The 26,319-nt window shown below is 58.5% G+C and carries 23 protein-coding genes, 1 tRNA gene and 3 pseudogenes; 11 read left to right on the top strand and 16 right to left on the bottom strand.

Annotated elements, in window-relative coordinates:
* The first annotated feature begins 64 nt into the window (after positions 1-64).
* Both MOQ67_RS22005 and dmeF read left to right on the top strand, forming a co-directional pair.
* Positions 65-340: a metal/formaldehyde-sensitive transcriptional repressor gene (locus MOQ67_RS22005; protein WP_046382607.1), complete on the top strand. Its 276-nt coding sequence runs from the start codon at positions 65-67 to the stop codon at positions 338-340.
* Positions 337-1,260 (top strand): CDF family Co(II)/Ni(II) efflux transporter DmeF, encoded by a 924-nt coding sequence (gene dmeF, locus MOQ67_RS22010; protein WP_198717606.1) that lies wholly within the window; start codon positions 337-339, stop codon positions 1,258-1,260. The genes MOQ67_RS22005 and dmeF overlap by 4 nt, the downstream gene beginning before the upstream one ends.
* A 26-nt stretch (positions 1,261-1,286) precedes the next feature.
* Here dmeF and MOQ67_RS22015 read toward each other — a convergent pair whose 3' ends face one another.
* The gene (locus MOQ67_RS22015) at positions 1,287-1,712 is read right to left on the bottom strand and encodes a DNA/RNA non-specific endonuclease (RefSeq protein ID WP_198717605.1); all 426 of its coding nucleotides are present in this window, start codon (positions 1,710-1,712) and stop codon (positions 1,287-1,289) included.
* A gap of 258 nt (positions 1,713-1,970) precedes the next feature.
* On the opposite strand from MOQ67_RS22015, the gene arsA reads away from it, so the two are divergent.
* Positions 1,971-3,731, top strand: coding sequence for an arsenical pump-driving ATPase (arsA, locus tag MOQ67_RS22020; RefSeq protein WP_198717604.1), 1,761 nt, complete (start codon positions 1,971-1,973; stop codon positions 3,729-3,731).
* Between the two features lie 271 nt (positions 3,732-4,002).
* On the opposite strand, the gene MOQ67_RS22025 is transcribed toward arsA, so the two are convergent.
* Positions 4,003-4,287, bottom strand: coding sequence for a hypothetical protein (locus tag MOQ67_RS22025; RefSeq protein WP_198717603.1), 285 nt, complete (start codon positions 4,285-4,287; stop codon positions 4,003-4,005).
* 383 nt (positions 4,288-4,670) lie between these two features.
* On the opposite strand from MOQ67_RS22025, the gene MOQ67_RS22030 reads away from it, so the two are divergent.
* Both MOQ67_RS22030 and MOQ67_RS22035 read left to right on the top strand, forming a co-directional pair.
* Entirely contained in the window at positions 4,671-4,901 is a 231-nt protein-coding gene (locus MOQ67_RS22030) for a hypothetical protein (RefSeq protein ID WP_017845892.1), read from the top strand.
* Between the two features lie 23 nt (positions 4,902-4,924).
* Entirely contained in the window at positions 4,925-5,122 is a 198-nt protein-coding gene (locus tag MOQ67_RS22035; RefSeq protein WP_198717602.1) for a hypothetical protein, read from the top strand.
* A 196-nt stretch (positions 5,123-5,318) separates the two neighbouring features.
* Here the strand turns inward: MOQ67_RS22035 and MOQ67_RS22040 are convergent, their stop codons facing one another.
* From MOQ67_RS22040 to MOQ67_RS22050, 3 genes are all read right to left on the bottom strand, one after another.
* Positions 5,319-6,332 (bottom strand): isocitrate dehydrogenase, encoded by a 1,014-nt coding sequence (locus MOQ67_RS22040; RefSeq protein ID WP_198717601.1) that lies wholly within the window; start codon positions 6,330-6,332, stop codon positions 5,319-5,321.
* Positions 6,333-6,894: 562 nt separating this feature from the next.
* A complete protein-coding gene (locus MOQ67_RS22045; protein WP_253397595.1) occupies positions 6,895-8,139 on the bottom strand; it encodes a malic enzyme-like NAD(P)-binding protein in 1,245 nt (414 codons plus the stop codon).
* Positions 8,140-8,581: 442 nt separating this feature from the next.
* Positions 8,582-8,812 (bottom strand): hypothetical protein, encoded by a 231-nt coding sequence (locus MOQ67_RS22050; protein WP_198717600.1) that lies wholly within the window; start codon positions 8,810-8,812, stop codon positions 8,582-8,584.
* 141 nt (positions 8,813-8,953) lie between these two features.
* Here MOQ67_RS22050 and MOQ67_RS22055 point away from each other — a divergent pair, with 141 nt between their 5' ends.
* Positions 8,954-10,609, top strand: a complete 1,656-nt coding sequence (locus MOQ67_RS22055) for a SulP family inorganic anion transporter (RefSeq protein ID WP_198717599.1) — start codon at positions 8,954-8,956, stop codon at positions 10,607-10,609.
* A 68-nt stretch (positions 10,610-10,677) separates the two neighbouring features.
* Here the strand turns inward: MOQ67_RS22055 and MOQ67_RS22060 are convergent, their stop codons facing one another.
* The 4 genes and pseudogenes from MOQ67_RS22060 to MOQ67_RS22075 all read right to left on the bottom strand — a co-directional run bounded on the left by MOQ67_RS22060 (position 10,678) and on the right by MOQ67_RS22075 (position 12,620).
* Positions 10,678-10,863 (bottom strand): ribbon-helix-helix protein, CopG family, encoded by a 186-nt coding sequence (locus tag MOQ67_RS22060; RefSeq protein WP_019694382.1) that lies wholly within the window; start codon positions 10,861-10,863, stop codon positions 10,678-10,680.
* A 214-nt stretch (positions 10,864-11,077) separates the two neighbouring features.
* Positions 11,078-11,452: pseudogene (locus MOQ67_RS22065) on the bottom strand (ParA family protein); the annotation flags it as partial.
* A 122-nt stretch (positions 11,453-11,574) separates the two neighbouring features.
* A tRNA-Asn gene (locus MOQ67_RS22070) sits at positions 11,575-11,650 on the bottom strand.
* Between the two features lie 85 nt (positions 11,651-11,735).
* Entirely contained in the window at positions 11,736-12,620 is an 885-nt protein-coding gene (locus tag MOQ67_RS22075; protein WP_198717598.1) for a LysR family transcriptional regulator, read from the bottom strand.
* 101 nt (positions 12,621-12,721) lie between these two features.
* Here MOQ67_RS22075 and lldD point away from each other — a divergent pair, with 101 nt between their 5' ends.
* Together lldD and MOQ67_RS22085 are read left to right on the top strand one after the other, a co-directional pair.
* Positions 12,722-13,864: an FMN-dependent L-lactate dehydrogenase LldD gene (gene lldD, locus MOQ67_RS22080; protein ID WP_198717597.1), complete on the top strand. Its 1,143-nt coding sequence runs from the start codon at positions 12,722-12,724 to the stop codon at positions 13,862-13,864.
* A 315-nt stretch (positions 13,865-14,179) separates the two neighbouring features.
* Positions 14,180-15,106: a GGDEF domain-containing protein gene (locus MOQ67_RS22085; protein ID WP_198717596.1), complete on the top strand. Its 927-nt coding sequence runs from the start codon at positions 14,180-14,182 to the stop codon at positions 15,104-15,106.
* Between the two features lie 21 nt (positions 15,107-15,127).
* Here the strand turns inward: MOQ67_RS22085 and MOQ67_RS22090 are convergent, their stop codons facing one another.
* The 5 genes from MOQ67_RS22090 to trhO form a co-directional block, all read right to left on the bottom strand.
* Positions 15,128-15,898 (bottom strand): TenA family transcriptional regulator, encoded by a 771-nt coding sequence (locus MOQ67_RS22090; RefSeq protein WP_232925539.1) that lies wholly within the window; start codon positions 15,896-15,898, stop codon positions 15,128-15,130.
* A 78-nt stretch (positions 15,899-15,976) separates the two neighbouring features.
* Entirely contained in the window at positions 15,977-18,439 is a 2,463-nt protein-coding gene (locus MOQ67_RS22095; protein ID WP_198717594.1) for an EAL domain-containing protein, read from the bottom strand.
* Positions 18,440-18,510: 71 nt separating this feature from the next.
* On the bottom strand, positions 18,511-20,328 hold the full coding sequence (locus MOQ67_RS22100; protein ID WP_198717593.1) for an ABC transporter ATP-binding protein: 1,818 nt from the start codon (positions 20,326-20,328) through the stop codon (positions 18,511-18,513).
* Entirely contained in the window at positions 20,321-20,956 is a 636-nt protein-coding gene (locus tag MOQ67_RS22105) for a DsbA family protein (RefSeq protein ID WP_198717592.1), read from the bottom strand. The genes MOQ67_RS22100 and MOQ67_RS22105 overlap by 8 nt, the downstream gene beginning before the upstream one ends.
* A 3-nt stretch (positions 20,957-20,959) precedes the next feature.
* Positions 20,960-21,901: an oxygen-dependent tRNA uridine(34) hydroxylase TrhO gene (gene trhO / locus MOQ67_RS22110; RefSeq protein WP_198717591.1), complete on the bottom strand. Its 942-nt coding sequence runs from the start codon at positions 21,899-21,901 to the stop codon at positions 20,960-20,962.
* An 86-nt stretch (positions 21,902-21,987) separates the two neighbouring features.
* On the opposite strand from trhO, the pseudogene MOQ67_RS22115 reads away from it, so the two are divergent.
* Positions 21,988-22,110, top strand: a pseudogene (locus MOQ67_RS22115) (outer membrane lipoprotein carrier protein LolA); the annotation flags it as partial.
* Between the two features lie 17 nt (positions 22,111-22,127).
* Here MOQ67_RS22115 and MOQ67_RS22120 read toward each other — a convergent pair.
* Both MOQ67_RS22120 and MOQ67_RS22125 read right to left on the bottom strand, forming a co-directional pair.
* Positions 22,128-22,421 (bottom strand): BolA family protein, encoded by a 294-nt coding sequence (locus MOQ67_RS22120; RefSeq protein WP_198717590.1) that lies wholly within the window; start codon positions 22,419-22,421, stop codon positions 22,128-22,130.
* A 6-nt stretch (positions 22,422-22,427) separates the two neighbouring features.
* Positions 22,428-22,946, bottom strand: coding sequence for a DUF2059 domain-containing protein (locus tag MOQ67_RS22125; RefSeq protein WP_010567461.1), 519 nt, complete (start codon positions 22,944-22,946; stop codon positions 22,428-22,430).
* A gap of 193 nt (positions 22,947-23,139) precedes the next feature.
* On the opposite strand from MOQ67_RS22125, the gene MOQ67_RS22130 reads away from it, so the two are divergent.
* Entirely contained in the window at positions 23,140-24,528 is a 1,389-nt protein-coding gene (locus MOQ67_RS22130) for a class II fumarate hydratase (RefSeq protein ID WP_198717589.1), read from the top strand.
* A 335-nt stretch (positions 24,529-24,863) separates the two neighbouring features.
* A pseudogene (locus tag MOQ67_RS22135) lies at positions 24,864-25,881 on the top strand (IS110 family transposase).
* Positions 25,882-26,319 lie beyond the last annotated feature (438 nt).

Here is a 26,319-nt window from a genome sequence, read left to right on the forward strand (position 1 = left end):
GAAATATTGCATAGGGGGGCCAGGTATGTGATGCTCCGCACCTCATAGGTAGGGGGGGTATATTGTGAGCCATATAGCGGCAAACAAAGACAGTCTGATCAAGCGTGTCAAACGCATTGCCGGTCAGATTCAAGCGGTGGAAAGAGCACTGGAGTCGGACAGCGATTGCGCCAAGACCCTGCACCTGGTCGCCGCCACACGCGGCGCCATCAACGGTTTGATGGAAGAAATCATCGAAGAACATGCCAGGGCGCATGTGGCGGCCCCATCCCTCAGCGAGGAAGAACGTAACCAGGGCGTAGAAGAGCTGCTTGAAGCCATTCGGCGGTACTCGAAATGAGCCTCGATCACGCGCACGGTCACACCCACGAGCATGTCTTCCTCGGCGCGGCCCACGAAGAAAACGCCAAGCGCACCTTATGGGTGGTGATGCTGACGGTAGTGATGATGGTCGCGGAAATCGCCGCCGGCGCCCTGACCGGTTCGATGGCCCTGCTGGCCGACGGTTTTCATATGGCCACCCATGCGGGTGCGTTGGGCATCGCCGCTGCGGCCTATGCCTATGCCCGGCGCCATGCGTCCAGCCCGCGCTTCAGCTTCGGTACCGGCAAGGTCGGCGATCTGGGCGGCTTTGCCTCGGCGCTGATCCTGGCGCTGGTGTCCCTGGGCATTGGCATCGAGTCGATCATGCGCCTGCTGCAGCCGACCGAGGTGCAATTTGGGACGGCAACCCTGATTGCTATCGTAGGGCTGGTGGTCAATATCGTCAGTGCGCTGTTGCTCGGCCACGGTCATAGCCACGGGCATGACCACGAGCACGAACATGGCCATGGCCACGATAACAACCTGAGATCCGCCTACGTGCATGTGCTCGCCGACGCGCTGACCTCGGTGCTGGCGATTGCTGCGTTGCTGGCGGGGCGGTATCTGGGTTGGGTCTGGCTGGACCCGGCGATGGGCATCGTCGGCGCCATCGTGATTGCACGCTGGGCCTGGAGCCTGATGGGCGTGACCGCCGGCGTCCTGCTCGATCAGACCGACGTGCATGTTGCCGCAGAGATCCGGGAACTGGTGGAACAACCGGGCGACGCGACGATTACCGACTTGCACGTCTGGCAGGTAGGGCCAGGTGTGCATGCGGCAATCGTGAGCGTCGTCGGCCACGCCACAGCGGATGCCGACAGCATTCGCGAGCGCCTCAAACCGGTGCATGAAGTGAGTCACCTCACCGTCGAGTTTCGCACGCTCGGTGCGGCGTAGCGGCGACACTGGGCGACTCACACGCCTTACGTGCGCCCTACTGACCCGGAGACCGGAAGATTACCGAGCAACTTCAGCCCGGTACTCTTCACGAACGCGTCATAGTCCATCGGCCGCTGGATGCGCGGGTCGGGGTAGAACAGGTTGGTGCGTTCCTCGCCCTTGGCATCCTGCAATTGCGCGGCATTCAGGCGCTCGACCACCACCAGCGGCGTCTTGCTGGTCTGCGAATAGAGCACCGCAAAATTGTCGGAGCACAGGGCCAGGGGGCGCATACCAGCAGGCACGGTGGCGGTGTTGATGGGTTTCGCGGCGGGGAAAAGATCGGCACAGCCATCAAAGGACGCGCGTTGCTCGGTGGCGGTATAGAGGTTGGGCAGACTGCGGGCGTGGGCCACGGTCGAGAGCAAAACAAGGGCCGACAACCCGACTGCAATGTAGCGTAAGTGCATGCTTTAGATCTTTTTGGTAAGGGTAAACCGATGACCACCGACGGTGGTGCGGGGGCTGTTGATCCTGAAAAGCCTGGTTAGTGCCACACGGCGGCCCCTGCTCTATGCTTGGGCCGCGAGCTGCAGCCCACCTGCACAGACAATTGCGCTCAATGGACGGCAAAAATCAGCGTTTGATTGATATGACCACATTGGCGATTCTGAACATCGGGCTAAACTCCGATACCCAGTCATGCTCCGCAAGGGAGTCAGCGTGCCATGCAGTCCACCCTCAAACTACTCGATCAACCCACCCGATATATGTTCTTCACCGGCAAGGGCGGCGTCGGCAAAACGTCGGTCTCCACCGCGGTGTCAATCGCACTGGCTGACGCAGGCAAGAAAGTACTGCTGGTCAGCACAGACGCCGCCTCGAACCTTGATGAGATGCTCGGCGTTGAGTTAAGCAATCAACCTGTCGCGGTGCCGCACGTGCCTGGAATGTTCGTGCTCAATATCGACCCGGGGACCGCAGCCATTGACTATCGGGCGCGGGTGGTCGAACAAATGGGCGATCAGGCCAGCGATGAAGACATTGCCCTGGTGCGCGAGCAACTCTCAGGGGCATGCACGACCGAAATCGCAACCTTCGATGAGTTCTCGCACCTGCTGTCGCAGAGCAGCGCGGCCTACGAGCACATCGTGTTCGATACCGCGCCCACGGGGCACACGCTCAGACTGTTGAGCCTGCCAAAAGCGTGGAGCGGCTTTTTGAAGGGCAATGATCGTGGTGCGTCATGCCTGGGGCCGCACTCAGGCTTGAAAATGCAGGAGCAGCTATTCAATCAGGCACTGGCGGCGCTCAACGATCCAGCCTTGACCACTGTTGTACTGGTGACCCGCCCTGATAAAGGCGCTCTCGGCGAGGCGGCACGCTCCAGCGATGAGCTGCGTGAATTGGGCCTGAAAAACCAGCGCCTGGTGGTGAATGCGGTGTTTAAACGCAGCAATTTGTATGACCCGATCGCAGCAGCGATCGAGGCCGTAGGCCAACAGGCGCTCGACGAGATGCCAGCGTCGCTGCGCCAGCTTTCAGCCGACTACATCCCACTCAAGGCAGTCGATTCCGTAGGCCTGCCCGCACTTCGCGCACTGCTGACCCCGGAGCTCGCTCGCCCTGCCAGCACTGCAGCACCGACACCGGCACGCCTGGAATATCACGCTCTCTCGGAATTGATCGCCGAGTTTGCCCACGACCAGCACGGCTTGATCATGGTCATGGGCAAAGGCGGTGTTGGCAAAACCACCATTGCCGCCGCCATCGCGTTGGGCCTCGTGCAGCATGGCAAGTCCGTACACCTGAGTACGACAGACCCTGCCGCACATCTGGCGGTAACCCTCAACGCCGAGGTGCAGGGGCTCAGCGTCGGCCGCATCGACCCTAAGGTCGAGACCCAAAAATACGTGGACAAGATCGTCGCTTCCCGCGCGCCAGGCTTGACGGAAGACGAAATAGCCTTGCTCATCGAGGATCTGCGATCCCCCTGCACCGAAGAGGTCGCGGTGTTCCACGCGTTCTCCCGCGTGGTTGCTCAAGCCAAAAGCGCATTCGTGGTATTGGACACCGCCCCCACCGGGCACTCCCTGCTACTGATGGACGCCACAGGCGCCTATCACCGCCAGATGGTTCGCGAATTCAAAGGCAAAGCCTCGGACCACATCGTCACGCCACTGATGCGCCTGCAAGATGCGGACTACACCAAAATCATCCTCGTGACGCTGCCCGAAGCCACACCGGTGTCTCAGGCGGCGGCGCTGCAGGATGACTTGCGCAGGGCCAACATCGAACCGTTTGCCTGGGTGGTCAATAAGTCGCTACTGGCCACCGATACGACAGACCCGCTGCTGCGAGCGCGCCTGGATAGCGAGCGCAAACAAATGGCGAGGGTGGCCGACGAAACCCAGCACGCCGTCATCGTGGTGCCCTGGACAGCGGAGCCGCCGGTTGGCGTCGCCGGGTTGAAGCGCCTGCTGGACTGAAGCGATACGCGGCGAACTCATGCTGTGCGCCTGGATTGCTGGAGCAAATCCCAAGCCCAAAAAAGCCTGCATCGCTGCAGGCTTTTCTCTGTCTGGCACGCCCCGGACTCGAATAGAGAAACAAGCATCCGTTTTGCAATGAGACCCTGCTGATTTATATCCCTACGATTATCCCAATCAAGTTCGTACTTTATGCGAATTCTTCGATGTTCCATCAGCACGGCAGCAGCAAGACGTAGGCCTGTCTGTACTGGGTTTATCAGAACCGTATTTATCGCCAGACAGCCTTCAGACCCGCTCTCAGCGTTGATACAAAGCTTTTCAATGACGGATCTTTCTCGGCGTGCTGCTTAAGCCTGCCGATGAAAATCCACTCATATTCCGCCCAAAAAATTCGAATCGTTTTGGGTGATTTGCAGTCGAATACAACTTGATAAATTCTTGTTTCTCGCTGCTGAACGACGACGCATTGCTCAAGGCAAACCAACACTCGTTGCCCTGGCTCCAGGGTCGGAGCATTCAGCGGAAGGCGCTTCTCAATTGCTGTTTTCCGCATGATGACTGCCGTCCTTAAAATTCAAAAACCTTACGCGTTGCATCAAAAGCAAGGGAGTCCGCTGCGCCGAGGCACTCATCTGGAGCCTTTGCGCATGACGCCCTACGGGGCGTTCAACAATCACGCAAAACCGGCCGCACGGTCGTGCACCTGCAAAGCCACGCCTTGGGCGGACCTACTCGGCGCCGCGTGGCTCAGGTGCTTCGACAATCCTGCTCATGACTAGCCTCAAGCGACTCATATGTGCATAATATTATCATGCAATGATAATAGAAAGGCAATCGACTCGCCCCTGCTTCAGGCAGGGGCGAGGTCTTTTAATCAATTGCGGGGTGGCAAATACATGCATGAGAACAGCAATACGTGAGCGCTTGGAGACCCGTATGAAACGTGAGGACGTAAAAACCAAATACGCTGAAGGCATTCAGTTTGATACCCATTTGATTGCCAACCCGGCCAATACCCAGGAGTGGATCGTCTTCTTTAAAAAGGATGCAGGAAGAAGCTTCTTCCTAGTCAATGACAACGAAGAAATCGAACCCTTTCGGTACCTTGATGATTTGATTCATGAACTGCGAGAAATCGGTATCAAGGTTGCTGAAATTCACTTTTGAATTGTTTTCCTTGGAGTGTCGTCATGTCCGTCAAAATCGAGCAGCTATCTAGCCAGAGTGAACATCGATGGTCTGTGTGCATTGGAGCCAGGCGCATTCAATTTCGCAATGAACAGGGCGCAAAAGATTACGCAGAAAAGCTAAAAGAGCGTATTGAAGCCCCGCACTCATTCCCTCGCGCATGGTCGTCCGCCGACAAGCGCGATAGCAGCGAACAATAATATTTAATGAATATCTATTAACGCTAACATTACGACAACACAGTATTGCTACTTCCGTAGCGCGCCGTGGAGCTTCTGCTCTCGACCCAGTGGCCGCATGGGGTTCTGGGTAGGTCAGCGTGGAACACACGCAGAAAATCGCCAGCTCGTAGTGAGCTGGCGAATCGGACGACGCGCGTGTTTCCTGATGCGCTATTTAGCCGCGCACGTAGGCCACCAAGGCGTCAGCGAAGGACTCAGTGGTACCGGCTCCGCCCATATCGGGTGTCACTTGATCACGGGAGTTTTCCAGAACGGCGCGGATAGCGGTACGCACGCGTGTCCCCTTGTCCACCATGCCCAGGTAATCAAGCATGTCTGCGGCAGCCAACAACAATGCACATGGGTTCGCGATGTTCTTGCCGGCGATGTCCGGCGCCGAGCCATGGACCGCTTCGAAGATGGCCGCATCGGCGCCGATGTTGGACCCCGGCGCCAAGCCCAAGCCACCGACCAGGCCAGCGCACAAGTCTGAAAGGATGTCGCCAAACAGGTTGGTGGTGACGATGACATCAAATTGATGGGGATTCATCACCAACTGCATACAGGCGTTGTCGACGATCATCTCGTGGAATTCGATTTCCGGATAATCCGCAGCAACTTCACGCGCCACATCAAGGAACAACCCGGAGCAAGACTTGATGATGTTGGCCTTGTGCACCGCGGTCACTTTTTTACGGCCTTTGCTACGAGCCAGCTCGAACGCGTACCGCACGATGCGTTCGGAGGCTGTGCGCGTGACGCGAATGCTCGCCAGAGCAACTTCACCGTCCTCCGAAATACTCTGCCCTTCTGGCAGGTACGCCCCTTCGGTATTTTCGCGCACCGTGATGATATCGATATCTTCGAAGCGTGAACGAGTGCCAGGGAAACTGATCGCTGGCCGGACGTTGGCGTAGAGATCGAAGTGGCGGCGAAGGTGAACGTTGATCGAGGAGAAGCCGCGGCCAATCGGCGTGGTCAGAGGGCCTTTGAGTGCGACACCGTGTTTGGCGATCGTCTCGATGGACACGGGCGGCATCAGTTGCCCATGCTGCTGCAAGGCCTCCAAACCGGCCTCAACGAAGTCATACTGAAGATTGCAGTCAAGGGCATCGAGTACGCGTAGCGTCGCTTGCATGATCTCAGGGCCGATGCCGTCACCCTTGATGATTGCGATGGTTTTGCTCATGGTCTCTTCCTTAACAGCGCTTTGTCAGCCTGCTGTTTTGATGGGGGCATTGAGACTGGTGTCACGAGTCTGCTGATAGGCATTGACTGTCTGACGGCTTTCACCGCGGCAGAGTGCCGTGTGTCATCCTCCGCGCCGTGACTGCGCAGGTCATCACGGATCAATTGACGAGCGACCTGAGTGGGTGTCAGCTCTCGCGTCGCACAAAACGGGCATGAACGCGACTGCTACGAGCGAGCGCCCGGATCAAGCGTGCAGTCATTTGCTCCACCGATAACGCGCATAACATTAACATACAATGCTAATTCCACGTGGTGGAAAGCAGCGTTTTCCCGATGAGACAAAGGTCTTAGAACGCCTGTGCGTGGCAGGGCCAGGTCGCTTTTAGGCAGGCATAAAAGAAGACGAGTTGTGGCTCGGATCATTCAAGAACGGATGATCTTGCAAATGGCGGGCTGTCGATATTCAGGCGCTGCGGCGGCTGGATGCACACTGAGTGCGACAGTTGCCAACCGTGCAAAAGGTCGTGCAACTGCCGCACATCAGCCTGATGGACCTCCGCTTACAGCGGGTAGTGCGCTGGGTAATGCAGCTTCGCAACACCGGTGTCGATAGCGGCCTTGGCCACTGCGCCGGCGATTGCACCGAGCAGGCGAGCATCGAGTGCTTTGGGGAGAATGTAATCGCGCCCAAACTCAAGCTTATCGACATTGAATGCTTGCAGCACTTCCACAGGGGTTGGCTCTTTGGCCAATTGGCGCAGTGCTTCCACTGCCGCAATTTTCATCGCTTCGTTGATCCGGGTTGCCCGAACATCCAGGGTCCCGCGAAAGATGAACGGAAAGCCCAGAACGTTATTAACTTGGTTCGGGTAGTCAGAACGACCGGTCGCCATGATCAGGTCATCACGTGTGGCCATGGCCAGTTCGTAGCTGATTTCAGGGTCGGGGTTTGAGCAGGCAAACACGATCGGCTTGGGAGCCATCGCCGCCAGCGCTTGCGCCGGAAGAAGATTGGCTCCAGACAGCCCCACAAACACGTCAGCACCGCTCATGGCTTCCATCAGCGTAAGAGGGCCACCGTCGTTAACGAATTGTGCTTTGTATGGGTTGAGGTCTTTGCGGGCGGAGTGGATGACCCCGGTGCGATCGACCATGTACAGATTGCTTTTTTGCGCGCCAAGACTGAGCAGCAGGCGCATGCAGGCCGTGGCTGCGGCACCCGCGCCGAGGCAAACGATTCTCGCGTTCTCCAGCGTTTTGCCCTGAATCTCCAGCGCATTGAGCATACCGGCCGCGGTGACGATGGCGGTGCCGTGTTGGTCGTCATGGAAGACCGGGATGCTGCACAGCTCGATCAGGGCTTCTTCGATTTCAAAGCACTCAGGGGCTTTGATGTCTTCCAGATTGATGCCACCAAAGGTGTCAGCAATACGCACGACTGTGTCGATAAAGGCCTGGGAACTCTCAGCATTGACTTCGATATCGATCGAGTCGATGCCGGCAAAACGTTTGAACAGCAACGCTTTGCCTTCCATGACCGGCTTGCTGGCCAAGGGGCCTAGATTGCCGAGGCCCAAAATGGCCGTACCGTTTGTGATCACGGCCACCAGATTGCCTTTTCCGGTAAAGCGATAGGCGTTCTCCGGGTCCTTCGCAATTTCGCGAACAGGCTCGGCTACGCCGGGGCTGTACGCCAGTGCGAGTTGGGCGGCGGTGTCGGCAGGCTTGGTCAGCGCAATGCCGATTTTTCCAGGGGTTGGGAATTCATGGTAATCCAGTGCAGCCTTTTTGAAGTCGGTAGTCATGCGAGCCCCTAATTAGACATTGATTACAATCTTATGTTAACACTATTATAATGCAAGGCAATGAGATCCTGAGCCACAGACCAGGATCACATTGCCGGTTTGAATGCTGCTGATGAAGGGGTTTATCAGCGCCAGACCAACTCTATTGACCCTAAGACTTCAGGGCGGGCCTGTATTTTTTGGTCAATAGAGCCCTCCTATGCTTGAACCCGTCTTAGGCCACCTTGTGTGGCCGTTTTTTTGCGCGCACGAATACCCAATGCGCCACGACCTAAGCGCGGCACATCGGGATTCAGGGGTTTCTCATTGCGTTTTGGCTGCTGATCCACGCACTTCGACAATCGTGCGAATGGAATTCAGGGAACAGGATGGGGGGGCGTCGACTCTTTCTTTAACAGCGCTCAATCGTTACAGACATGATCAACCTTCCTGAGTGCAGCTCTCAGAAATGAACTTCGGCGGACTTGATACCCAGCTCGCGAAGCTCATGGATCAGATCATCGAGGCGTCCAAATGACTCCACTTCCTCATTGTCATTGACCAGAAAATAGCTTCTCCCTGCATCCTTCTTGAACAGAATGATCCACTCGTGCGTGTTGGCCGGATTGGCTATCACGTGGGTGTCGAAGTGCATGCCTTCCCCGTGGTTGGTTTTGACATCTTCGCGTTTCATGCGGGGTCTCCGGGCATAGGGTTCAGCTCTCTGAGCACTGAATCTAGAGCGTCTCAGGTGTTGTGCCGAGGCTAGACCAATTGCTTTGCTATTATCACATCGTGTGAATAGTATGCACATGCCACCAGAACGAGGCTAGTCATGATTGCGATACGAGAAGCTTGGAAAGCGGGCTTGTTAGGGCGCGAACATTGGCTTAGAAATATCGTCTCGGGGGTCATCGTCGGCGTCGTGGCGCTGCCCTTGGCCATGGCATTTGCCATCGCCTCCGGCGTCAAGCCGGAACAGGGGATCTACACGGCCATTGTGGGTGGCTTGCTGGTTTCGCTGTTCGGCGGAAGCCGGCTTCAGATTGCTGGCCCCACAGGGGCGTTCATCGTCATTCTGGCCAGCGTGACAGCCAAGTACGGTGTTGATGGCTTGCAGGTCGCGACAATGATGGCCGGGGCAATTTTATTACTGCTCGGTATCACCAAACTTGGCGCGCTCATCAAGTTCATCCCTGACCCCGTTATTGTTGGATTCACTGCCGGCATCGGGGTGATCATTTGGGTTGGCCAATGGAAAGACTTTTTGGGCTTGCCGAAAATCAGTGGCGAGCATTTCCACGAGCGGCTGTGGCACCTCATCCAGGCATTCCCCAACCTTCATGTACCCACGACACTGTTAGCCCTGCTGAGCCTGGCACTGGTGATCCTCACACCCAGACTGCCCGGCGTAAAGCGCGTTCCTGGCCCCCTGATCGCCATGGTCGTGGTGACGGCATTGCATGCCTATTTTCAATTCGACGGCGTGGCCACGATCGGGAGTGCCTTTGGGGGCATTCCCCAAGGGCTTCCCCAAATAGGCCTTCCTCAAATAACGCTGCCACAGGTCATTGAGTTGATTGGCCCTGCATTTGCAATCGCAATGCTGGGGGCCATCGAGTCACTGTTGTCGGCCGTTGTCGCCGATGGGATGGCCGGCACCAAACATGACTCCAACCAAGAGTTAATCGGCCAAGGCATTGCCAACCTGGTTACCCCGCTGTTTGGTGGCTTTGCTGCGACAGGTGCGATCGCTCGAACAGCAACCAACGTCCGCAATGGCGGCAATAGTCCAATCGCGGGTATTGCGCACGCCCTCACGCTGATTTTGCTGATCTTCTTCTTGGCTCCTTTGGCTTCGGATATCCCACTTTGCGCGCTGGCCGCGATCTTGTTCGTGGTCGCTTACAACATGAGCGAACTGAAGCACTTCAAGCGCATGGTCAAACGCGCCCCCAAAGCAGACGTCGCCATCCTTTTAATCACCTTCGGCCTGACCGTTTTCAGTGATCTGACGATCGCCGTGAACATTGGGGTCATTCTCGCCATGCTGCAATTCATGCGTCGTATGGCTTCCTCCGTGGAGGTACAGCTCATGGTCGAAAAAGAGCTGGAGGTGGAGTTGCGCATGAATGGGCATACACATCTTCCTCCCGGTGTTTTGGTTTACACCATTGAAGGCCCCCTTTTCTTTGGCGCAGCAGAAACCCTTGAGCGTGCTTTGGCTCAAACGCACACCGATCCCGAGACGTTGATTATTCGCCTGAAGCGAGTGCCGTTTATGGATATCACGGGCCTGCAAACGCTGCTCGAAGTGATAGAGCAACTGCAAAAACGCAACATTGTCGTAAAGCTGTGCGAAGCCAACGAGAAAGTGCTTGGCAAGCTCGACAAGGCAGGGATTCTTCAGGCGCTTGGTTCACAGCATTATCATGCTGACTTCAGCGGCGCACTGGTCAGCCATGCCCCGATTAACGAGACTCAGGGCTAGGCGTGGGGGCAGGAGTGAATGAGGCGCGACAAGCAGGCATTTGTCGTGCCCGCTCATACAGGGATGAATTATTTGCCATTGGCCGCAATTTTGCTTTTGGTCGCGTAGGACACGCCATGCGTCTCCAGGTAGTCCCTAATAAGCTGACGAACGACCTGAGAAGGCGTCAGATCCTGAGACGCACAAAGTTCCTCAAGGGCTTTTTTCTTGACGGGATCAATGAGCACAGTCAGTCGTGCAGTCTTGTTTTCCATGGAATTGCCTGTCGCCTAAATCGATCAATGATAATCAAATTATAATAGCAGGGCATTCATTTGTCACCGGTTAGGTTCTGGTCGTAAGACGGCCTCCTGCAAATCACGTTGTGCGCCTGGATTGCCGGGTCAACCAGGCGCTGGCAAGGAATGCTCCAGGACGCTTACAGAAAGACAATCTGAGGAGCTGTCGTGTCTGCGTATATTCTGATTAGGTATCGATCAGAATCAGATCAAAGCCCTGCTCGAAAGCCGGCAACAGATTCTTGAGACGAAGGCGCCCGTCAGCAGCATGGAGCAACAAATTTCCCAGCTGATTGAACGGATCATTGGAACGGATCAATGAGAGATTAGGAATGCAGGTCTGCGAAATGACCTGGTCGGCCCGAGTCTCGTTATTCGCGATCAGTTGATAGGTTCCACCAGACGCCTCATGCGATAGCGCATAAAACGACGACAGCGACGGCTGATTATCCAGATCGATGAGCAGGGTGCGGATCCCTGCATCGGCGCAGAACGCGCCCAGATTGACGCCGACCGTGGTTTTACCCGGCCCGCCTTTGGTTGAAACGACTGCAGCGACTTTCATGATATTGACCTCGGAATCGTAGGATTTGAGATGCATTCATGCTGGTCACGCTGTGCGCTTTGATCACCCCGGAAAATTCCAAGGCAAAAAAAAGCCTGCATCGCTGCAGGCTTTTCCCTATCTGGCTCCACGACCTGGACTCGAACCAGGGACCCAATGATTAACAGTCATTTGCTCTACCAACTGAGCTATCGCGGAATTCGCCGTATGTTACTGATTAAAAAGGATAAGTCAAGCACTCCGTAGCGCCTGGCGGGCGCATTCGGACAATTGGCGTGCGCCCCTACCCCGCGACGGCCATTTCCTTGGCCAAGTCCAGCCAGGCCCGGGCTGCAGGTGGCAGGTGGGCGCTGGCGCGCCAGGCCAGGGCGATGTGCCAGTCGGTGTGGGGTTCGTCCAAGGGGATCAGGGCGATGCCGGCGTGCTGGTGCTTGAGCGCGAGCATGCGTGGCAGAAAGGCGACGCCCAGCCCTGCCGCCACCAGGTCGACGATGAAGTCGATCTGCCCGCTGCGGGCGGTCACCCTGGGCGTCACGCCCTTGCGTTCGCAGGCGGTGAGGATTAATGCGTTCAGGGCAAAACCGGCTTCGAACAGAATGAACGGTGAATCCGCGAGGTCGGTGAAGTCGATGCGCTTGCGCCGCGCGAGCAGATGGCTCATGGGCAGCACGGCCATCAGTGGCTCATTGCGCACGGGCTGGTAGTCGAAGCCTTCGTCCACCGGCAGCAGCAGGGCCGCCAGATCGACCTCCCCGGCTTCCAGGCATTCGCGCAGTTTTTTGCTGCCATGCTCGGTGAGTTCGATATCGATGTCGGGGTAGCGGTTGCGGTAGGTCGCGAACATCGACGCGAACAGTACGCCGCATCCCACTGGCGGCAGGCCGATACGCAGCAGGCCGCGCTTGAGCTCGCGCAGGTCGTTGATCTCGGCGACCAAGTCGCTGCGCTCGGCGAGCAGCACCAGGGCACGGCGGTAGGCAATTTCGCCGGCGGCGGTAAGTTCGTTCTTGTGACCGAGGCGATTAAGCAGCGGCGCGCCCAGCTCGTCTTCCAGGGTCTTGACCGCCTTGCTCACCGTCGACTGGGTCAGCGACACCACCTGCGCCGCCTGGGAAAATCCGCCCTGACGCACCACCTCGACGAAGACACGCAGTGTTCTCAGGTTCATCGGTATTCCTTTTGCGACTGGATGCTAGCGATAAAAGTTGTTTTTATCATGCCAGATGTTTGCTTACCGTAATCCCCCTTTGCCCTGCGGAGACACTGTTCATGATCATTTCGTCGGCATCCGATTACCGTGCTGCCGCCAAGCGCAAGCTGCCGCGCTTCCTGTTTGACTACATCGACGGTGGCGCCTACGCCGAACACACAATGCGTGCCAATAGTTCGGACCTGGCCGAGATCAGCCTGCGCCAGCGCATTCTGCGCAACGTGGATAGCCTGAGTTTGAAGACCACGCTGTTCGGTCAGGAACATGCCATGCCGATCATCCTCAGCCCGGTGGGTTTGACCGGCATGTACGCGCGGCGCGGTGAGGTGCAGGCGGCCAAGGCGGCGACCAACAAGGGGATTCCCTTCTGCCTGTCGACAGTGTCGGTGTGCTCGATTGAGGAAGTGGCGTCGCAAAGCGCGCAGTCGATCTGGTTCCAGCTCTATGTACTCAAGGACCGCGGCTTTATGCGCAATGCGCTGGAACGGGCACAGGCCGCCGGGGTGACGACGCTGGTGTTCACCGTCGATATGCCGACGCCGGGCGCACGTTACCGCGATGCACATTCGGGCATGTCCGGGCCGTATGCCTCGGCGCGCCGGATGCTGCAGGCGGTCACCAAACCACAATGGGCATGGGATGTCGGCGTGATGGGCCGCCCGCACGACCTGGGCAATATCTCCAAGTACCTGGGCAAGCCCACCACCCTTGAAGATTACGTCGGCTGGCTGGCCAACAACTTCGACCCGTCGATCAGCTGGAAAGACCTGGAGTGGATACGTGAGTTCTGGAAAGGCCCGATGATCATCAAGGGCATCCTCGACCCGCAGGACGCCAAGGACGCGGTGAGCTTCGGAGCCGATGGCATCGTGGTCTCCAACCATGGTGGCCGCCAATTGGACGGCGTGCTCTCCACTGCCAAGGCACTGCCGCCGATTGCCCAAGCGGTAGGCGACGACCTGACAGTGCTGGTGGATTCCGGCATTCGCTCCGGGCTCGACGTGGTGCGCATGCTCGCCCTGGGCGCCAAGGCGTGTCTGTTGGGACGCTCGACCGCCTATGCGCTGGCCGCCGATGGCCAGCACGGGGTGGAAAACCTGCTGGATATCTTCGCCAAGGAAATGCGTGTGGCCATGACGCTGACCGGCGTCACATCGATCGAGCAGATCGACCCGAGCACCTTGGTTCAGCGCAGCGTGTAAAACTGCCATCAAGCTGCCATCAACCTGCCAAATAACTGACATTGCGCTGCAGTGGCTGTTTTTGCCCCCCTGAATAGCCTTTGATTTATAAGGATTTTATTAAAAAACAACAAAGTGGCATGAATCTCGCTCTAACCCTTTCAAGCAGGTTATGCGATGACAAGACGTGTGGCAGTGCCCAGGGGTTATAACCCCTGGCAAAGCGGTTTAAACTGTTTCCAATGTTTTACGGAACTGAAGGAACAGTAAGACGCTTGGCACTCGCCACTCTCATCGAGCCTGTAAGACAGCTAAGTGCTTAGAGGCCGACTGCTTATGAAAACCCCGCCCCAGACTCACGCAATCGACTTTGACAGTGCCAAATTGCAACGCCTGGGCTTTGGTCAGCCATCCTCTCTCCCGCACCGCCCCACCACGGTTGTTCAACTGCGCCAACAACTGGGCCTGCAATTGCAGACCAGCCTGGAACCGCAACGCATCCTCGGCCTGTTCTTTCGCGAGATCCAGCGCCTGGTGCCCCTGGACGCTATGCACTACGCCCATCAGCCCAGCGACCTACGCCTGGAATTCGGCCATCGCGGCCATCATTCGGTGAGCTACGCCTTGAGCCATGAAGGCGAACATTTGGGCGAGCTGATATTCCGTCGCAACCAACGCTTTATGGAAGAAGAACTGGGTCAGCTAGAATCCCTGCTCGCCACCCTGCTCTACCCGATGCGCAACGCCCTGCTCTATCGCGCCGCCACCCGCAGCGCCCTGCGTGACCCGTTGACCGAAACCGGCAACCGCATCGCCATGGACCAGACCCTGCAGCGCGAAATCGACATGGCGCGGCGACACTCGAACCCGTTGTCCCTGCTAATGCTCGACATCGATCACTTCAAACGCGTCAACGACACTCACGGCCATGCGGTTGGCGACAAGGTACTGCGCGCCGTGGCCGCGTCAATCAAGGGCCAGCTACGCAATATGGACATGGTGTTCCGGTTTGGCGGGGAAGAGTTTCTCGTCCTGCTCTCCAACACCGGCCGGGAAGCGGCGGCGATCGTCGGCGAGCGCCTGCGCCTGGCGGCACAGACCCAGGAATATTGGGCGGGTGACATACGCATCGATCTGACGGTGAGTCTGGGCTGCTCGACGTTGTTGGCTGGCGAGTCTGCCGAAAGCCTGTTGCGCCGGGCCGACAGCGCCCTGTATGTAGCCAAGCGCGAAGGTCGCAACCGCTTGGCGATGGCGGGGTAGCCCCCCGCCACGCGTTTTACATCACGCTTCGCTGGCGACGCGCACCAGGCGCTCGCGAACAGTCGCGGTCGCAGGCTTTTCGTTCTCCAGGCGCATGCAACTTTCCAGGAACAAGTACATGTAGTCGTAGCTCTTGCACACGGCCTGGCGCAGCTCTGCCTGCAGTTGTCGGCTGGGGTTCATGCCGGCCAACGTGCAAATGATTTCCAGTGCTTCCCAAGGGTGGGCATCGTCGTACTGGGCATGCATCTTCAGCCACTTCATTGCGCGCTTGCGGTCTTCCTCTGGGAAGGCTGCGGCATAAACGCCGGTGGAACACACCAACGCGGACCACTCCCCCGTCGCGCCCTCGATGGCGTAGTTGGTGGCGGCGATCGCAATGATCAACGAATCGGCCGAACTGGTGTGCCAGCACCAATGACTCAGTGCGTGCAGTTCCGGCGCTACGTTCTGTGCTTGCAGCTCTTCGAGGCTGACGCCGTGGGCACCGGCCCAATGCAGCCAATAGTCGGCGTGGTTCAATTCCACCCGAATATTGCGCATCAGCCAACGCCGCGCCATGTCCTCGCCAGGATGACGGGCAAACTTGGTCTTGGTGAGGTTCTGTGCCATGTACAAGGCAAACTGTTCAACCACGGGCCAGCCACCGATCAGGTATTGGCGCATGGTCTTGGCGCTCAGCGTGTTATCACGCATGCGCTGATACAGTTCGTGCTCGACAACTCGGCGCTTGCTCTCGCTACAACCCTGGATCAATTGCTGTGCCCAGGCGGGGTAACTCGAGGCTTCCATAAGTGGGCCGGTTCTGTTGAAGGTGTCGATCACTATAACGCTCCTTTTTAAGTGTGATTGTACAGACCAGCAAATGTTTCAGCGGAATGTGCCGGGCGCCTTGAATAACAGAGGCTGCGGCCGCACAGGTCGACACTGCAAGCTATCAAAGGTAAACAATTGCGGGCGTTCAATCACGTAGCCCTGAGCGTAATCCACACCGATCTCAAGTAAAGCCTGTTCGATGTGCGGCGTTTCAACAAACTCGGCAATTGTGCGTTTACCCATGACGTGGCCGATGTGGTTGATCACTTCGACCATGGCGCGGTTAATCGGGTCGTCCAGCATATCCTTTACGAAACTTCCATCGATCTTCAAGAAGTCTACAGGTAAATGTTTCAGATAAGCGAATGAGGACATTCCGGCGCAGAAGTCATCGAGTGAAAAATGGCAACCTAAGTCTTTGAGTTCATTAATAAAGCGAATTGCACTGCGCAAATTGGCGATAGCGCAGGTCTCAGTTATTTCAAAACAAATCATTTCTGGCGGAACGCTGTAAGCCGCGAACTTCTCGCGTAAAAAATCGAGAAAAGCGTCATCACCAATAGTTATGCCTGACAGATTAATCGCACACATAGCCATAGGCCGGCCCGGACGCTCATGCATGCAACGGGCAATGAGGTTGAACACGTTGTCCACCACCCAGCGATCCAGGGAACTCATCAACCCGTAACGTTCGGCGGCCGGAATAAAACTGTCGGGCAGGATGATCCGGCCGGACTCGTCGTGCAGGCGCAGCAGGATTTCAATGTGCCCACTGCCGGCGTCGGTGTGCCCCAGGGGCGCGATTTCCTGGGAGTACAGGCAAAAGCGGTTTTCTTCCAAAGCCATGTGCAGGCGTTGCACCCAGGCCATCTCGCCGAAGCGCAGGGACAGTTCGGAGTCGTCGGGGTGGTAGACCTGCACGCGGTTGCGGCCCTTTTCCTTGGCCATATAGCAGGCCATGTCGGCGGCGCGCAGCGACGTTTCCAGGGTGGTCGGGGTCTGTGAAATATGCACCAGGCCAATGCTGACGGTGGTCATGAATGGCCGGCCCTTCCACGCGAAATGCAGGTTCTGCACGGTGTGGCGCAGGCTTTCGGCGATTTTTTCCGCCACCGCCGCAGGGCAGTTCTCCAGCAGGATACCGAACTCGTCACCGCCCAGGCGCGCCAGAGTGTCGCCCTCCCGCAGATCCGATTGCAGCAGTGCGCAGATATGCCGCAACAGCTCGTCGCCTGCCGCATGGCCACAGGTGTCGTTGACCAGCTTGAACTGGTCCAGGTCGAGGAACATCAAGGCATGCCGCCCGTTGTGCTCACGCCCGACGTGTTGCAGCACCTGCTCCAGGCGGAACTCGAACTCACGACGGTTGGCCAGGCCGGTCAATGCGTCATGGGTCGCCTGCCAAGACAGATTGGCGATGTATTGCCGTTCCTGGGTCATGTCGTGCAGCACCAGCACCGCGCCGCTGACTTTGCCGGCACTGCGGATCGGCGCGCCCACCAATGTCACCGAGACGGTGCTGCCGTCCAGGCGCTGGATGGTTTTGGAGTGTTCGCTGCCGCCACTCAAGTGGCCCTTGGTGATGTGTTCGATCAGGGCGAAACCATCGGGCTGGGCATTTTCATCGAGTAGGTTGAACAGTGCCGCCAGGGGCTGGCCGTGGGCACGGGCCGACGCCCAACGAGTCAGTGCCTCGGCGGCCGGGTTCATGTAGGTAATGGCGCCATCGACATCGGTGGTGATCACGCCATCGCCGATCGACTCCAGGGTGATCTGTGCCCGCTCCTTCTCCACTTGCAGGGCATCGGCGAAAGCGTGCCGCTGCGTCAACAACTTATAGGTACGCAGCAGCGCCAGAGCGATCAGGCACAGTGCCGTGGCCAGGTTGGTGATCAGCAACAGCCGCAGGATGAAGCGCGAGCCTTCCCCCAGGGCATCGCTGAACGCCTTGGCCGCGGGTGTTACGCCGTCGTTGATGGCAAAGATTTGCGCCTTCCATTGCCGCACATTGTCGTCACGGACCTGGCCGGTGGTGATCGCCCGGTGCATCGCCTGGGCCAGGTCGTCCAGCTGGACCAGGTAGCCATCGCCCACGGCCCACAGCTCAATGGCTTTTTCCAAGTAACTGAAATGGCGAAAGTTGAGATACAGCCAGATCACACTGGAGACGTCATCCGGGTGGTTGCCGCCCTTGATGATCCCCAGGCGCGCCGCGTTGAGGTCGGGGGCCGGGCGGTCCAGGGCGATACGCAGCTCATGCCCGCCCTGGGGCACCGCAATCGCTTGCTGGTATTTGAGGTAGGTGGCTTCGTCGCGATTATCGGCGTACAGCGTCAGATAGTAGATGGCGTCTTTCTGGCCCTTGGACCACAGACTCTCGCCAGCCACATAGACGCGCACCGCTGAAAGCACATATAGACTGATGCAGCCTAATAATGCCTGGAACAATACGACGGCGATAAAGGGCCAGACAATGCCCAACAGCCTTGGCGTTCCGAGAGTCCGCTTCTGCTTCATGAAGTCCCTTGCACATGCACAGCCAAATACGCACGCGAACATCCGCTCCTGATAGCACAGCGTAGGCTAAATCAACGCACTTGTTGCAAGTGTCCGTAAAGTTTGGCGTATAGGCCGCCATCAGCGATCAGTTGCTGATGGTCACCGTCCTCTGCGATATGCCCACCGTCGAACACCAGTACCCGATCAGCTTGTTTCACCGCCGAGAGTCGATGAGCAATGATCAGTGTAGTGCGCCCACTGAGAAACCGCGCCAGCGCCTGGTGCAGGTTGTACTCGGTGGCAGCGTCCAGGGCCGAGGTCGCCTCGTCCAGGATCACCACCTTGGGCTCGGCCAAGACCATGCGCGCAATCGCCAGGCGTTGGCGCTGGCCGCCGGAAAAGCGCACGCCGGAGCGCCCCACCACACTGTCCAGGCCCAGTGGCAAGGCCTTGACGGTCGCGTCCAACTGGGCGATTTCCAGCGCCTGCCAACAGGCCCGGTCACTGCGATTGCGGCCCATGGTCAGGTTGGCACGCACGGTATCGTTGAACAGCGCGGGGTGTTGCAGTACCACCGCGACGTGCTCGCGGATGGTCTCCAGGCCGATTTCCTGCTGGGTTGCACCGCCAAAACGAATACTGCCCGCCTGCGGTGTGTACAACCCCAGCAGCAGTTGCACCAGGGTACTTTTGCCACCGCCGCTGGCGCCGACAATCGCCACCTTCTCACCGGGTTCGATGCTGAGGTTCAACTGGTCGAGCACCCGCTCTTCGCCATAGCCGAACGTCAGGCCACGCACGTCGATGCCGACCGTTTCGCGCCCGGTGAACGGGTCTGCGCCGCCGGCATATTGCGGCTCATCGGCACGGGCGAGCAGCTCGTTGATCCGCGTCAGCGCCCCGCCCGCGGCGTAGTAGGCGTATTGCAGGTTCAGCAACTGCTCCACCGGGCCGATCATGAACCACAGGTAGCTGAACACCGCGAGCATCTGGCCGATGGACAGGTCGGAAAACAGCACGGTGAGCATGGCCGCCGCGCGAAAAATGTCGATGCCGAACTGGAACAGCAAACCGCTGGCGCGGCTGGAGGCGTCGGTTTTCCACTGGGAGTGAATGGCATAGTCACGCACTTCCCGGGCCCGCTGGCCGAGGCGGCCGAGGAAAAAGCCCTGGCGATTGCCCGCACGGACCTCCTGGATGGCGTCGAGGGTTTCGGTCAACGCCTGAGTGAAGCGCGAGGTGCTGTCGTTCTCCAGTTTCTTCAGGTGCTTGACGCGCTTGCCCAACTGCACCGTGGCATAGATCACCAGCGGGTTGAACAGCAGGATCAGCAATGCCAGTTGCCAGTGCATCCACATCAATATCGCCGAGGTGCCGACCAAGGTCAGCATGGCCACCAGGAAACGGCTGAGGGTTTCGCCGACGAATTTGTCCAGCGTATCCAGGTCGGTGACCAGGTGCGTGGTGACGGTGCCGCTGCCGAGGCTTTCGTATTCGCCGAGGGAAATACGCTTGAGCCGCTCGATCAGGCGCACACGGATGCGGTAGACGATGTCCTTGGCCAGCCGCGCAAACAAGCGCGCCTGCACCACGTTGAACACCAGCGCAGCGCAGCGCAGGGTCAGGGTCACCAGCAGCATCAGGCCGATATAACCGGCGGCTTTCTGCCAGCCCAGGGGCAGCGCGTGGTTCATTACCTTGAGCGCGGCATCGCCATGGCCCAGCAGCACTTCATCAACCAGCAGGGGCAACAGCAGGGGGATGGGCACGCTGCACAGGGTCGCCAGCACGGCGACGCCATTGGCGACCCATAGGGATTTTTTGTGACGCAAGGCCAGGCGGCGTATTTCCGCCCAGGTCAGTCGATCGACGTGATGGGTGGGCTCTGCGTCAGGCTGATCAGGCACAGGCAGCTCGCTCCAGCCAGCGGGCGAGCAGCGGCGACAGCGCGGACAGCGGCTGATAGCCGTTGGTCAGCAAAGCCAACTGGCCATTGCGCTCAGCCAGCAGCGTCGGAAAACCGGCGATCCCCAAATCCTGCACCCAGGTGAAATCGGCGGCGGTGGCGGCGTGCTGTTCGGCACGGTCAAACGCCCCGGCGAACTCGATGCGCGGTATGCCGGCTTTTTCAGCCAGCTCCACCAGAATACTGGCGAGGGTCACGTCGCGCCCCTCGACATAAAACGCATGCTGGATCAGCCCCAGCAGCTTCCACGCGCAATCCGGCGCCAGGCTGCGCGCGGTGACGATGGCGCGGCACGCCGGCTCAGTGTCGTAGACAAAACCGTCAGGCAGCGCGCCGTCACGCTTGAACGTCTGCCCGGTGGCGTCGGTGACCGCCTGCCAGTGTTCCAGGATGTAGCGCCGTGTCGTCGGCTCCAGCGCCGCGCCACTGCCGGTGCGCAAGCCGCCCACCACCAGGTGCAGCTCCACACCGGCCGCCTTGGCCTGCTCGACCAACGCCTCGGCCACCGGGGCAAAGCCCCAGCACCAGGAACACATCGGGTCCATCACATAGAGCAGGCGCGCAGACATGGCTCAGGCCTCGGAAGGGGTTTGCTTGTAGTTGAAGCCAATCGGGTGCGGCATATTGCGGGCCTTGGCCAGTTCAATCTGCTTTTGCCGGTCGATCGCGCTGCGACGGGTTTTCTCCGGCAGCTTATCCCAGCAATGTGGACAACTGATGCCCGCCACGTAGTGCTCGGATGCACGATCTTCCACACTAACCGGTGTGCGGCAGGCATGACATTGATCGTAGTCACCTTCGCTCAAGTCGTGGCGCACGGTCACGCGGTTGTCGAACACAAAGCAGTCGCCCTGCCATTTGGTCTCGGCCTGCGGCACCTCTTCGAGGTACTTCAGGATGCCGCCCTTGAGGTGGTAAACCTCATCGAAGCCTTCGCTGAGCATATAGCTGGAAGCCTTCTCGCAACGAATGCCGCCGGTGCAGAACATGGCGACTTTCTTGTGCTTGGCCGGGTCGAAGTTGGCTTTGATGTAGTCGGGAAATTCGCGAAAACTGGTGGTTTTCGGGTCGATCGCGCCTTCAAAGGTGCCGATGGACACTTCGTAGTCGTTGCGGGTGTCGATCAGCAGCACTTGCGGGTCGCTGATCAGCGCGTTCCAGTCCTGCGGGTCGACGTAGGTGCCGACTTTTTTGTTCGGGTCGACGCCTTCGACGCCCAGGGTCACGATCTCTTTCTTGAGCTTGACCTTGGTGCGATAGAACGGCTGCTCGTCGCAGTACGACTCTTTGTGGTCGATATCGACCATGCGCGGGTCGTTCTTCAGCCAGGCCATCAGGCCATCAATGCCTTCGCGGCTACCGGAAACGGTGCCGTTGATGCCTTCTTCGGCGATCAGCAAGGTGCCTTTGATGCCGTTGTCGACCATCGCCTGCAGCAAGGGCTCGCGCAGGGCGACGTAATCTTCGAGGGTGACGAACTTATACAGTGCCGCCACGACAATCGGTTGAGTCATGGGTGTTCTCTCCAGGTGGCTACCCTCGTAAGGGGTGAACCGGATGCAAAAAAAACGCGCCGGCTAAGCGGCGCGTTGCGGATTCTATCAGGGATGAACCGTTAACTGTAGGAGCGAGCTTGCTCGCGAAGGTCGTGAACGATGACACGGATAACCTGACGCCCAGCGGCGCTCTGAGTTTTTTCGCGAGCAAGCTCGCTCCTACAGTAGATTCAACATCAACCCGTCAATGGCCGCCGGCGCAGGTCGGCGAGGCCGGGGCTGCGTCGATTTTCGCCCATTCTTCAGGCGTGTAGGTATGCAGCGCCAGCGCGTGAAACTCGCTCATCAGGTCACCCAGGGTGGCGTAGACCTTCTGGTGGCGCTTGACGCGGTTAAGCCCTTCGAACTGCTGGCTGACCAGCACGGCCTTGAAGTGGGTCTGCAACCCACGGCTGTGCATGTGGCTTTCGTCCAGCACGCTCAAGTGGTCCGGGCCCAGGGCGGCAAGCGCCGTTTCGATACGCTGTTGCATGGTCATTCCTGCTTACTTCTTCTTGGCCGGAGCGGCGGCTTTAGGTGTCAGCTCGTTGGTCATGTCTTCCAACAGCTTGTTCACCACCGGCACGGCGCTTTCCAGCTTGGCCTGGGTCATCTGGGCCGATTGCTGGGTCAACTGCGGCATTTTTTCCAGGACTTTCTTACCCAGTGGAGACTGGTAGAACGCAACCAGGTCCTTGAGCTCGGATTCGCTGAAGTTGCTGGTGTAGAGCTTGACCATGTCCGGTTTCAGTTTTGGCCAGCCGATGGCTTGGTCCAGGGCGGCATTGGCCTTGGCCTGGTAGCTGTCCAGTACGGACTGCTTGGCGGCCGGCGCTTTGGTCTGTTCGAAACGCTGGGCGAACATTTGCTGCACTTGCATGTACACCGGGGTCCCCAGCTTGTCAGCGTGGGCCAGGGTAAGGAAGGCTTCGGCACTGGCGTTGTGGCTGGCGGTATCGGCAAAAACCTGGCCGCTGGCGCAAACCAGAGCAACCGCGGTACAGATGGCACGAAGACGAGTCATCGAGTTTCCTTTTCTAGCAGGCGAGGTCAGACCCCAAGGGCGCCCATTCTGCGCCTAAAAAACCTCGCGGCTCAACCCCAGGCCCTGTCGGGCCTGGATTTGCGGTGGATGAATCCGATGAGAAGTCTTTTAGGGAACCCACTGGGTCGATCACGGCCTAAACTGCGCAAACGAACCTGAAGGAGTGTGCCCGATGAGCCGTATCGAAACCGACAGCCTGGGAGAAGTCCAAGTCCCGGATGACGCTTACTGGGGTGCGCAGACCCAACGCTCACTGGTGAACTTCGCCATCGGCGAGCAGCGCATGCCCCTGGCGGTACTGCACGCCCTGGCCCTGATCAAGAAATCCGCGGCGCGGGTCAACAGCCGCAATGGCGACCTGCCCGCCGACATCGCTCGCCTGATCGAACAGGCCGCCGACGAAGTGCTCGACGGGCAGCATGACGACCAGTTCCCACTGGTGGTGTGGCAGACCGGCAGCGGCACCCAGAGCAACATGAACGCCAACGAAGTGATCGCCGGGCGCGCCAACGAGCTGTCGGGCAAGGCCCGCGGCGGCAAGAGCCCGGTGCATCCGAACGATCATGTGAACCGCTCACAGAGCTCCAACGACTGCTTCCCCACCGCCATGAGCATCGCGGCGGTGCAGGCGGTCAACCAGCAACTGCTGCCCGCGATTACCCACCTGTCCGGCGGGCTGGCGGAATTGTCGGCACGCCATATGAAGCTGGTGAAGACCGGTCGCACCCACATGATGGATGCCACACCGATCACCTTTGGCCAGGAACTCTCGGCGTTCATCGCCCAGCTCGATTACGCCGAACGCGCGATCCGCAGCGCCCTGCCCCAGGTGTGCGAGCTGGCCCAGGGCGGCACCGCCGTCGGCACCGGGCTCAACTCGCCCCACGGCTTTGGCGAGGCGATTGCCGCCGAGCTGGCGGCCTTGTCGGGCCTGCCGTTCGTGACCGCACCCAACAAATTCGCCGCCCTCTCCGGCCACGAACCGCTGGTGACCCTGCACGGCGCCCTGAAAACCCTGGCCGTGGCCCTGATGAAAATCGCCAACGACCTGCGCCTGCTAGGGTCCGGCCCACGCGCAGGGCTGGCAGAAGTCAAACTGCCGGCCAACGAACCGGGCAGCTCGATCATGCCCGGCAAGGTCAACCCGACCCAGTGCGAAGCGCTGTCGATGCTCGCCTGCCAGGTCCTGGGCAACGACGTAACCATCGGCATTGCCGCCAGCCAGGGACATTTGCAGTTGAACGTGTACAAACCGGTGATCATCCACAACCTGCTGGAATCGATCCGCTTGCTGGCCGATGGCTGCAACAATTTCCAGGAACACTGCATCGCCGGCCTCGAACCCGACGCCGAACAAATGGCCGCGCACCTGGAACGCGGGCTGATGCTGGTGACCGCGCTCAACCCGCACATCGGCTACGACAAGTCGGCGCAGATCGCCAAGAAGGCTTACGCCGAAGGCCTGACCCTCAGGGAAGCCGCGCTGGATCTGGGCTACCTGACCGACGAACAGTTCGACCAATGGGTACGCCCGGAAAACATGCTGGAGGCCGGACAATAAGCGCATAGCACGTGCTTTTGCTTTGCTCTTGCTCTTGCTCTTGCTCTTGCTCTTGCTCTTGCTCTTGATCTGCTTTTGATCTTAGGCGCCCCGTAAAACCACGCTGGCCGAACGCAGGTTTGAATCCGTGGGTAACCCGGCAGGACGCCGGGTTAGCCGTCCTGGGCCAGGGATGGCCCATGACGGCGGCCCACGGATTCAAGCCTGCGTTCGGGCACACCGAGCCTAGGCGAGGTGCCGAGTGGTGGGGCAAGAGCGTTAATGAGATGGTCAGCCCGGCGAGAACCTCAGGTCTACACTACTGAGGTTCTCACTTTTCCTGAGGAGGTTTTCTCATGAACAGCGTAACGCTTCTAGGCATCGACATTGGCAAGAACAGCTTCCACTTACACGGCCAGGACGCACAAGGCCATCAGGTACTGCGCAAGAAGCTCAATCGAAGCCAGTTGCTGCCATTACTTGCACAAATGCCCCCCCTGCAAAGTCGCCATGGAATCCTGTGGCGGGTCACAGTTTCTTGCCAGAGAAATCACCAAGCTCGGTCATCAGGTCCAACTGATAGCGCCGCAGCATGTGAAGGCTTACGTCACCGGCAACAAGAACGACTTCATTGATGCCGAGGCTATCTGTGAGGCCGCATCACGTCCCAGAACGCGCTCTGTACAGGTCAAGTCGGTTGATCAGCAGGTGTTGTCGACCGTGCATAAACTGCGTAAATCACTGGTGAGTCGGCGCACTGGAGTGATCAACCAGGTGCACGGGTTCTTACTGGAGTTTGGCGTTATCTTTCCCGCTGGCTATGCCGCGCTGGATCGGGTTCCTGCATTGATGGAAGAGCACAATCTACCGCTGCGCCTGCGGCAGGCTATTAGTCGGATGCTTGATGACATTCGTCAATTGACCAGCGAAATCAAAGCACTGGATATCGAGATCAAGCAGCAGGTGAACGGGAGTGACGCTGGCAAAAGATTACAGAGCATCCCCGGCATAGGCCCCCTCATCGCTAGCGCGCTGGTGGCCGATGTCGGGGACGCTTCGATATATAAATCGTCCCGAGATTTTTCGGCTTCGTTGGGGCTGGTGCCACGGCAATACTCAACCGGAGGGCAAACCACGCTCCTGGGTATCAGCAAGCGCGGGGATCGGTATTTGAGAACCTTGCTGATGCAGGGCGCCCAAACCCTGCTTTATCGAATCGATAAGCGAAACGACGCCCTTGGAGTCTGGGCCAGAAACCTACTGGCTCGGAAACCGCTTAACAAAGTTGCCTGTGCGCTGGCTAATAAAATGGCCAGGATTGTCTGGGCGCTGCTGACCAAAGGTGGCACCTACAACGGGCATTTCACCGTGTGACCCAGCTTTACCACCGGCTTTTGCGACGTCAGTAATTGATGGCGATAAACGGCAGATACCCTGGCTGAGAACCTGATAAGCAAAATAGCTTTCGAAGCTGAAGCGCTTTTAAGGACAGGCAGGAGCGAATACTCATCAAGGGCCGAACGCGTAACCGCGCTCAAAAGGAGCCCGGATACATTAGCGCAAGCCTGATTTACCGTTCATCGTGACTGGATAGCAAAAGGTGGGCTGACCATACATTACTTTTGCGCTTTTCAAAAGTGAGCCGCCGTAAGGGCGGAACCCATAGCGGCCATTACCGCAGGAACGGATATGTACCCGGTCAACCGAAAGAACATGGTCGGCCCAGAGGCCGCCATCGGGGGCAAGCCCCCTCCCACATTTGGAACGAGGTGAACCTGTTGGATATGTATCCGCAAGCCCCCCTCCCACACT

Source organism: Pseudomonas sp. LY-1 (assembly GCF_053502595.1).

Excerpts from the sequence above, each read along its gene's own strand:
- MOQ67_RS22090 (WP_232925539.1), bottom strand. The coding sequence starts at position 15,898 with ATGGAAGCCTCGAGTTACCCCGCCTGGGCACAGCAATTGATCCAGGGT.
- MOQ67_RS22015 (WP_198717605.1), bottom strand. The coding sequence starts at position 1,712 with ATGCACTTACGCTACATTGCAGTCGGGTTGTCGGCCCTTGTTTTGCTC.
- MOQ67_RS22060 (WP_019694382.1), bottom strand. The coding sequence starts at position 10,863 with ATGGAAAACAAGACTGCACGACTGACTGTGCTCATTGATCCCGTCAAG.
- MOQ67_RS22105 (WP_198717592.1), bottom strand. The coding sequence starts at position 20,956 with ATGTCTGCGCGCCTGCTCTATGTGATGGACCCGATGTGTTCCTGGTGC.
- MOQ67_RS22085 (WP_198717596.1), top strand. The coding sequence starts at position 14,180 with ATGAAAACCCCGCCCCAGACTCACGCAATCGACTTTGACAGTGCCAAA.
- MOQ67_RS22040 (WP_198717601.1), bottom strand. The coding sequence starts at position 6,332 with ATGAGCAAAACCATCGCAATCATCAAGGGTGACGGCATCGGCCCTGAG.
- MOQ67_RS22050 (WP_198717600.1), bottom strand. The coding sequence starts at position 8,812 with ATGAAACGCGAAGATGTCAAAACCAACCACGGGGAAGGCATGCACTTC.
- MOQ67_RS22075 (WP_198717598.1), bottom strand. The coding sequence starts at position 12,620 with ATGAACCTGAGAACACTGCGTGTCTTCGTCGAGGTGGTGCGTCAGGGC.
- MOQ67_RS22035 (WP_198717602.1), top strand. The coding sequence starts at position 4,925 with ATGTCCGTCAAAATCGAGCAGCTATCTAGCCAGAGTGAACATCGATGG.
- arsA (WP_198717604.1), top strand. The coding sequence starts at position 1,971 with ATGCAGTCCACCCTCAAACTACTCGATCAACCCACCCGATATATGTTC.
- dmeF (WP_198717606.1), top strand. The coding sequence starts at position 337 with ATGAGCCTCGATCACGCGCACGGTCACACCCACGAGCATGTCTTCCTC.
- MOQ67_RS22045 (WP_253397595.1), bottom strand. The coding sequence starts at position 8,139 with ATGACTACCGACTTCAAAAAGGCTGCACTGGATTACCATGAATTCCCA.
- MOQ67_RS22130 (WP_198717589.1), top strand. The coding sequence starts at position 23,140 with ATGAGCCGTATCGAAACCGACAGCCTGGGAGAAGTCCAAGTCCCGGAT.
- MOQ67_RS22125 (WP_010567461.1), bottom strand. The coding sequence starts at position 22,946 with ATGACTCGTCTTCGTGCCATCTGTACCGCGGTTGCTCTGGTTTGCGCC.
- MOQ67_RS22120 (WP_198717590.1), bottom strand. The coding sequence starts at position 22,421 with ATGACCATGCAACAGCGTATCGAAACGGCGCTTGCCGCCCTGGGCCCG.
- MOQ67_RS22055 (WP_198717599.1), top strand. The coding sequence starts at position 8,954 with ATGATTGCGATACGAGAAGCTTGGAAAGCGGGCTTGTTAGGGCGCGAA.
- lldD (WP_198717597.1), top strand. The coding sequence starts at position 12,722 with ATGATCATTTCGTCGGCATCCGATTACCGTGCTGCCGCCAAGCGCAAG.
- trhO (WP_198717591.1), bottom strand. The coding sequence starts at position 21,901 with ATGACTCAACCGATTGTCGTGGCGGCACTGTATAAGTTCGTCACCCTC.
- MOQ67_RS22030 (WP_017845892.1), top strand. The coding sequence starts at position 4,671 with ATGAAACGTGAGGACGTAAAAACCAAATACGCTGAAGGCATTCAGTTT.
- MOQ67_RS22025 (WP_198717603.1), bottom strand. The coding sequence starts at position 4,287 with ATGCGGAAAACAGCAATTGAGAAGCGCCTTCCGCTGAATGCTCCGACC.
- MOQ67_RS22095 (WP_198717594.1), bottom strand. The coding sequence starts at position 18,439 with ATGAAGCAGAAGCGGACTCTCGGAACGCCAAGGCTGTTGGGCATTGTC.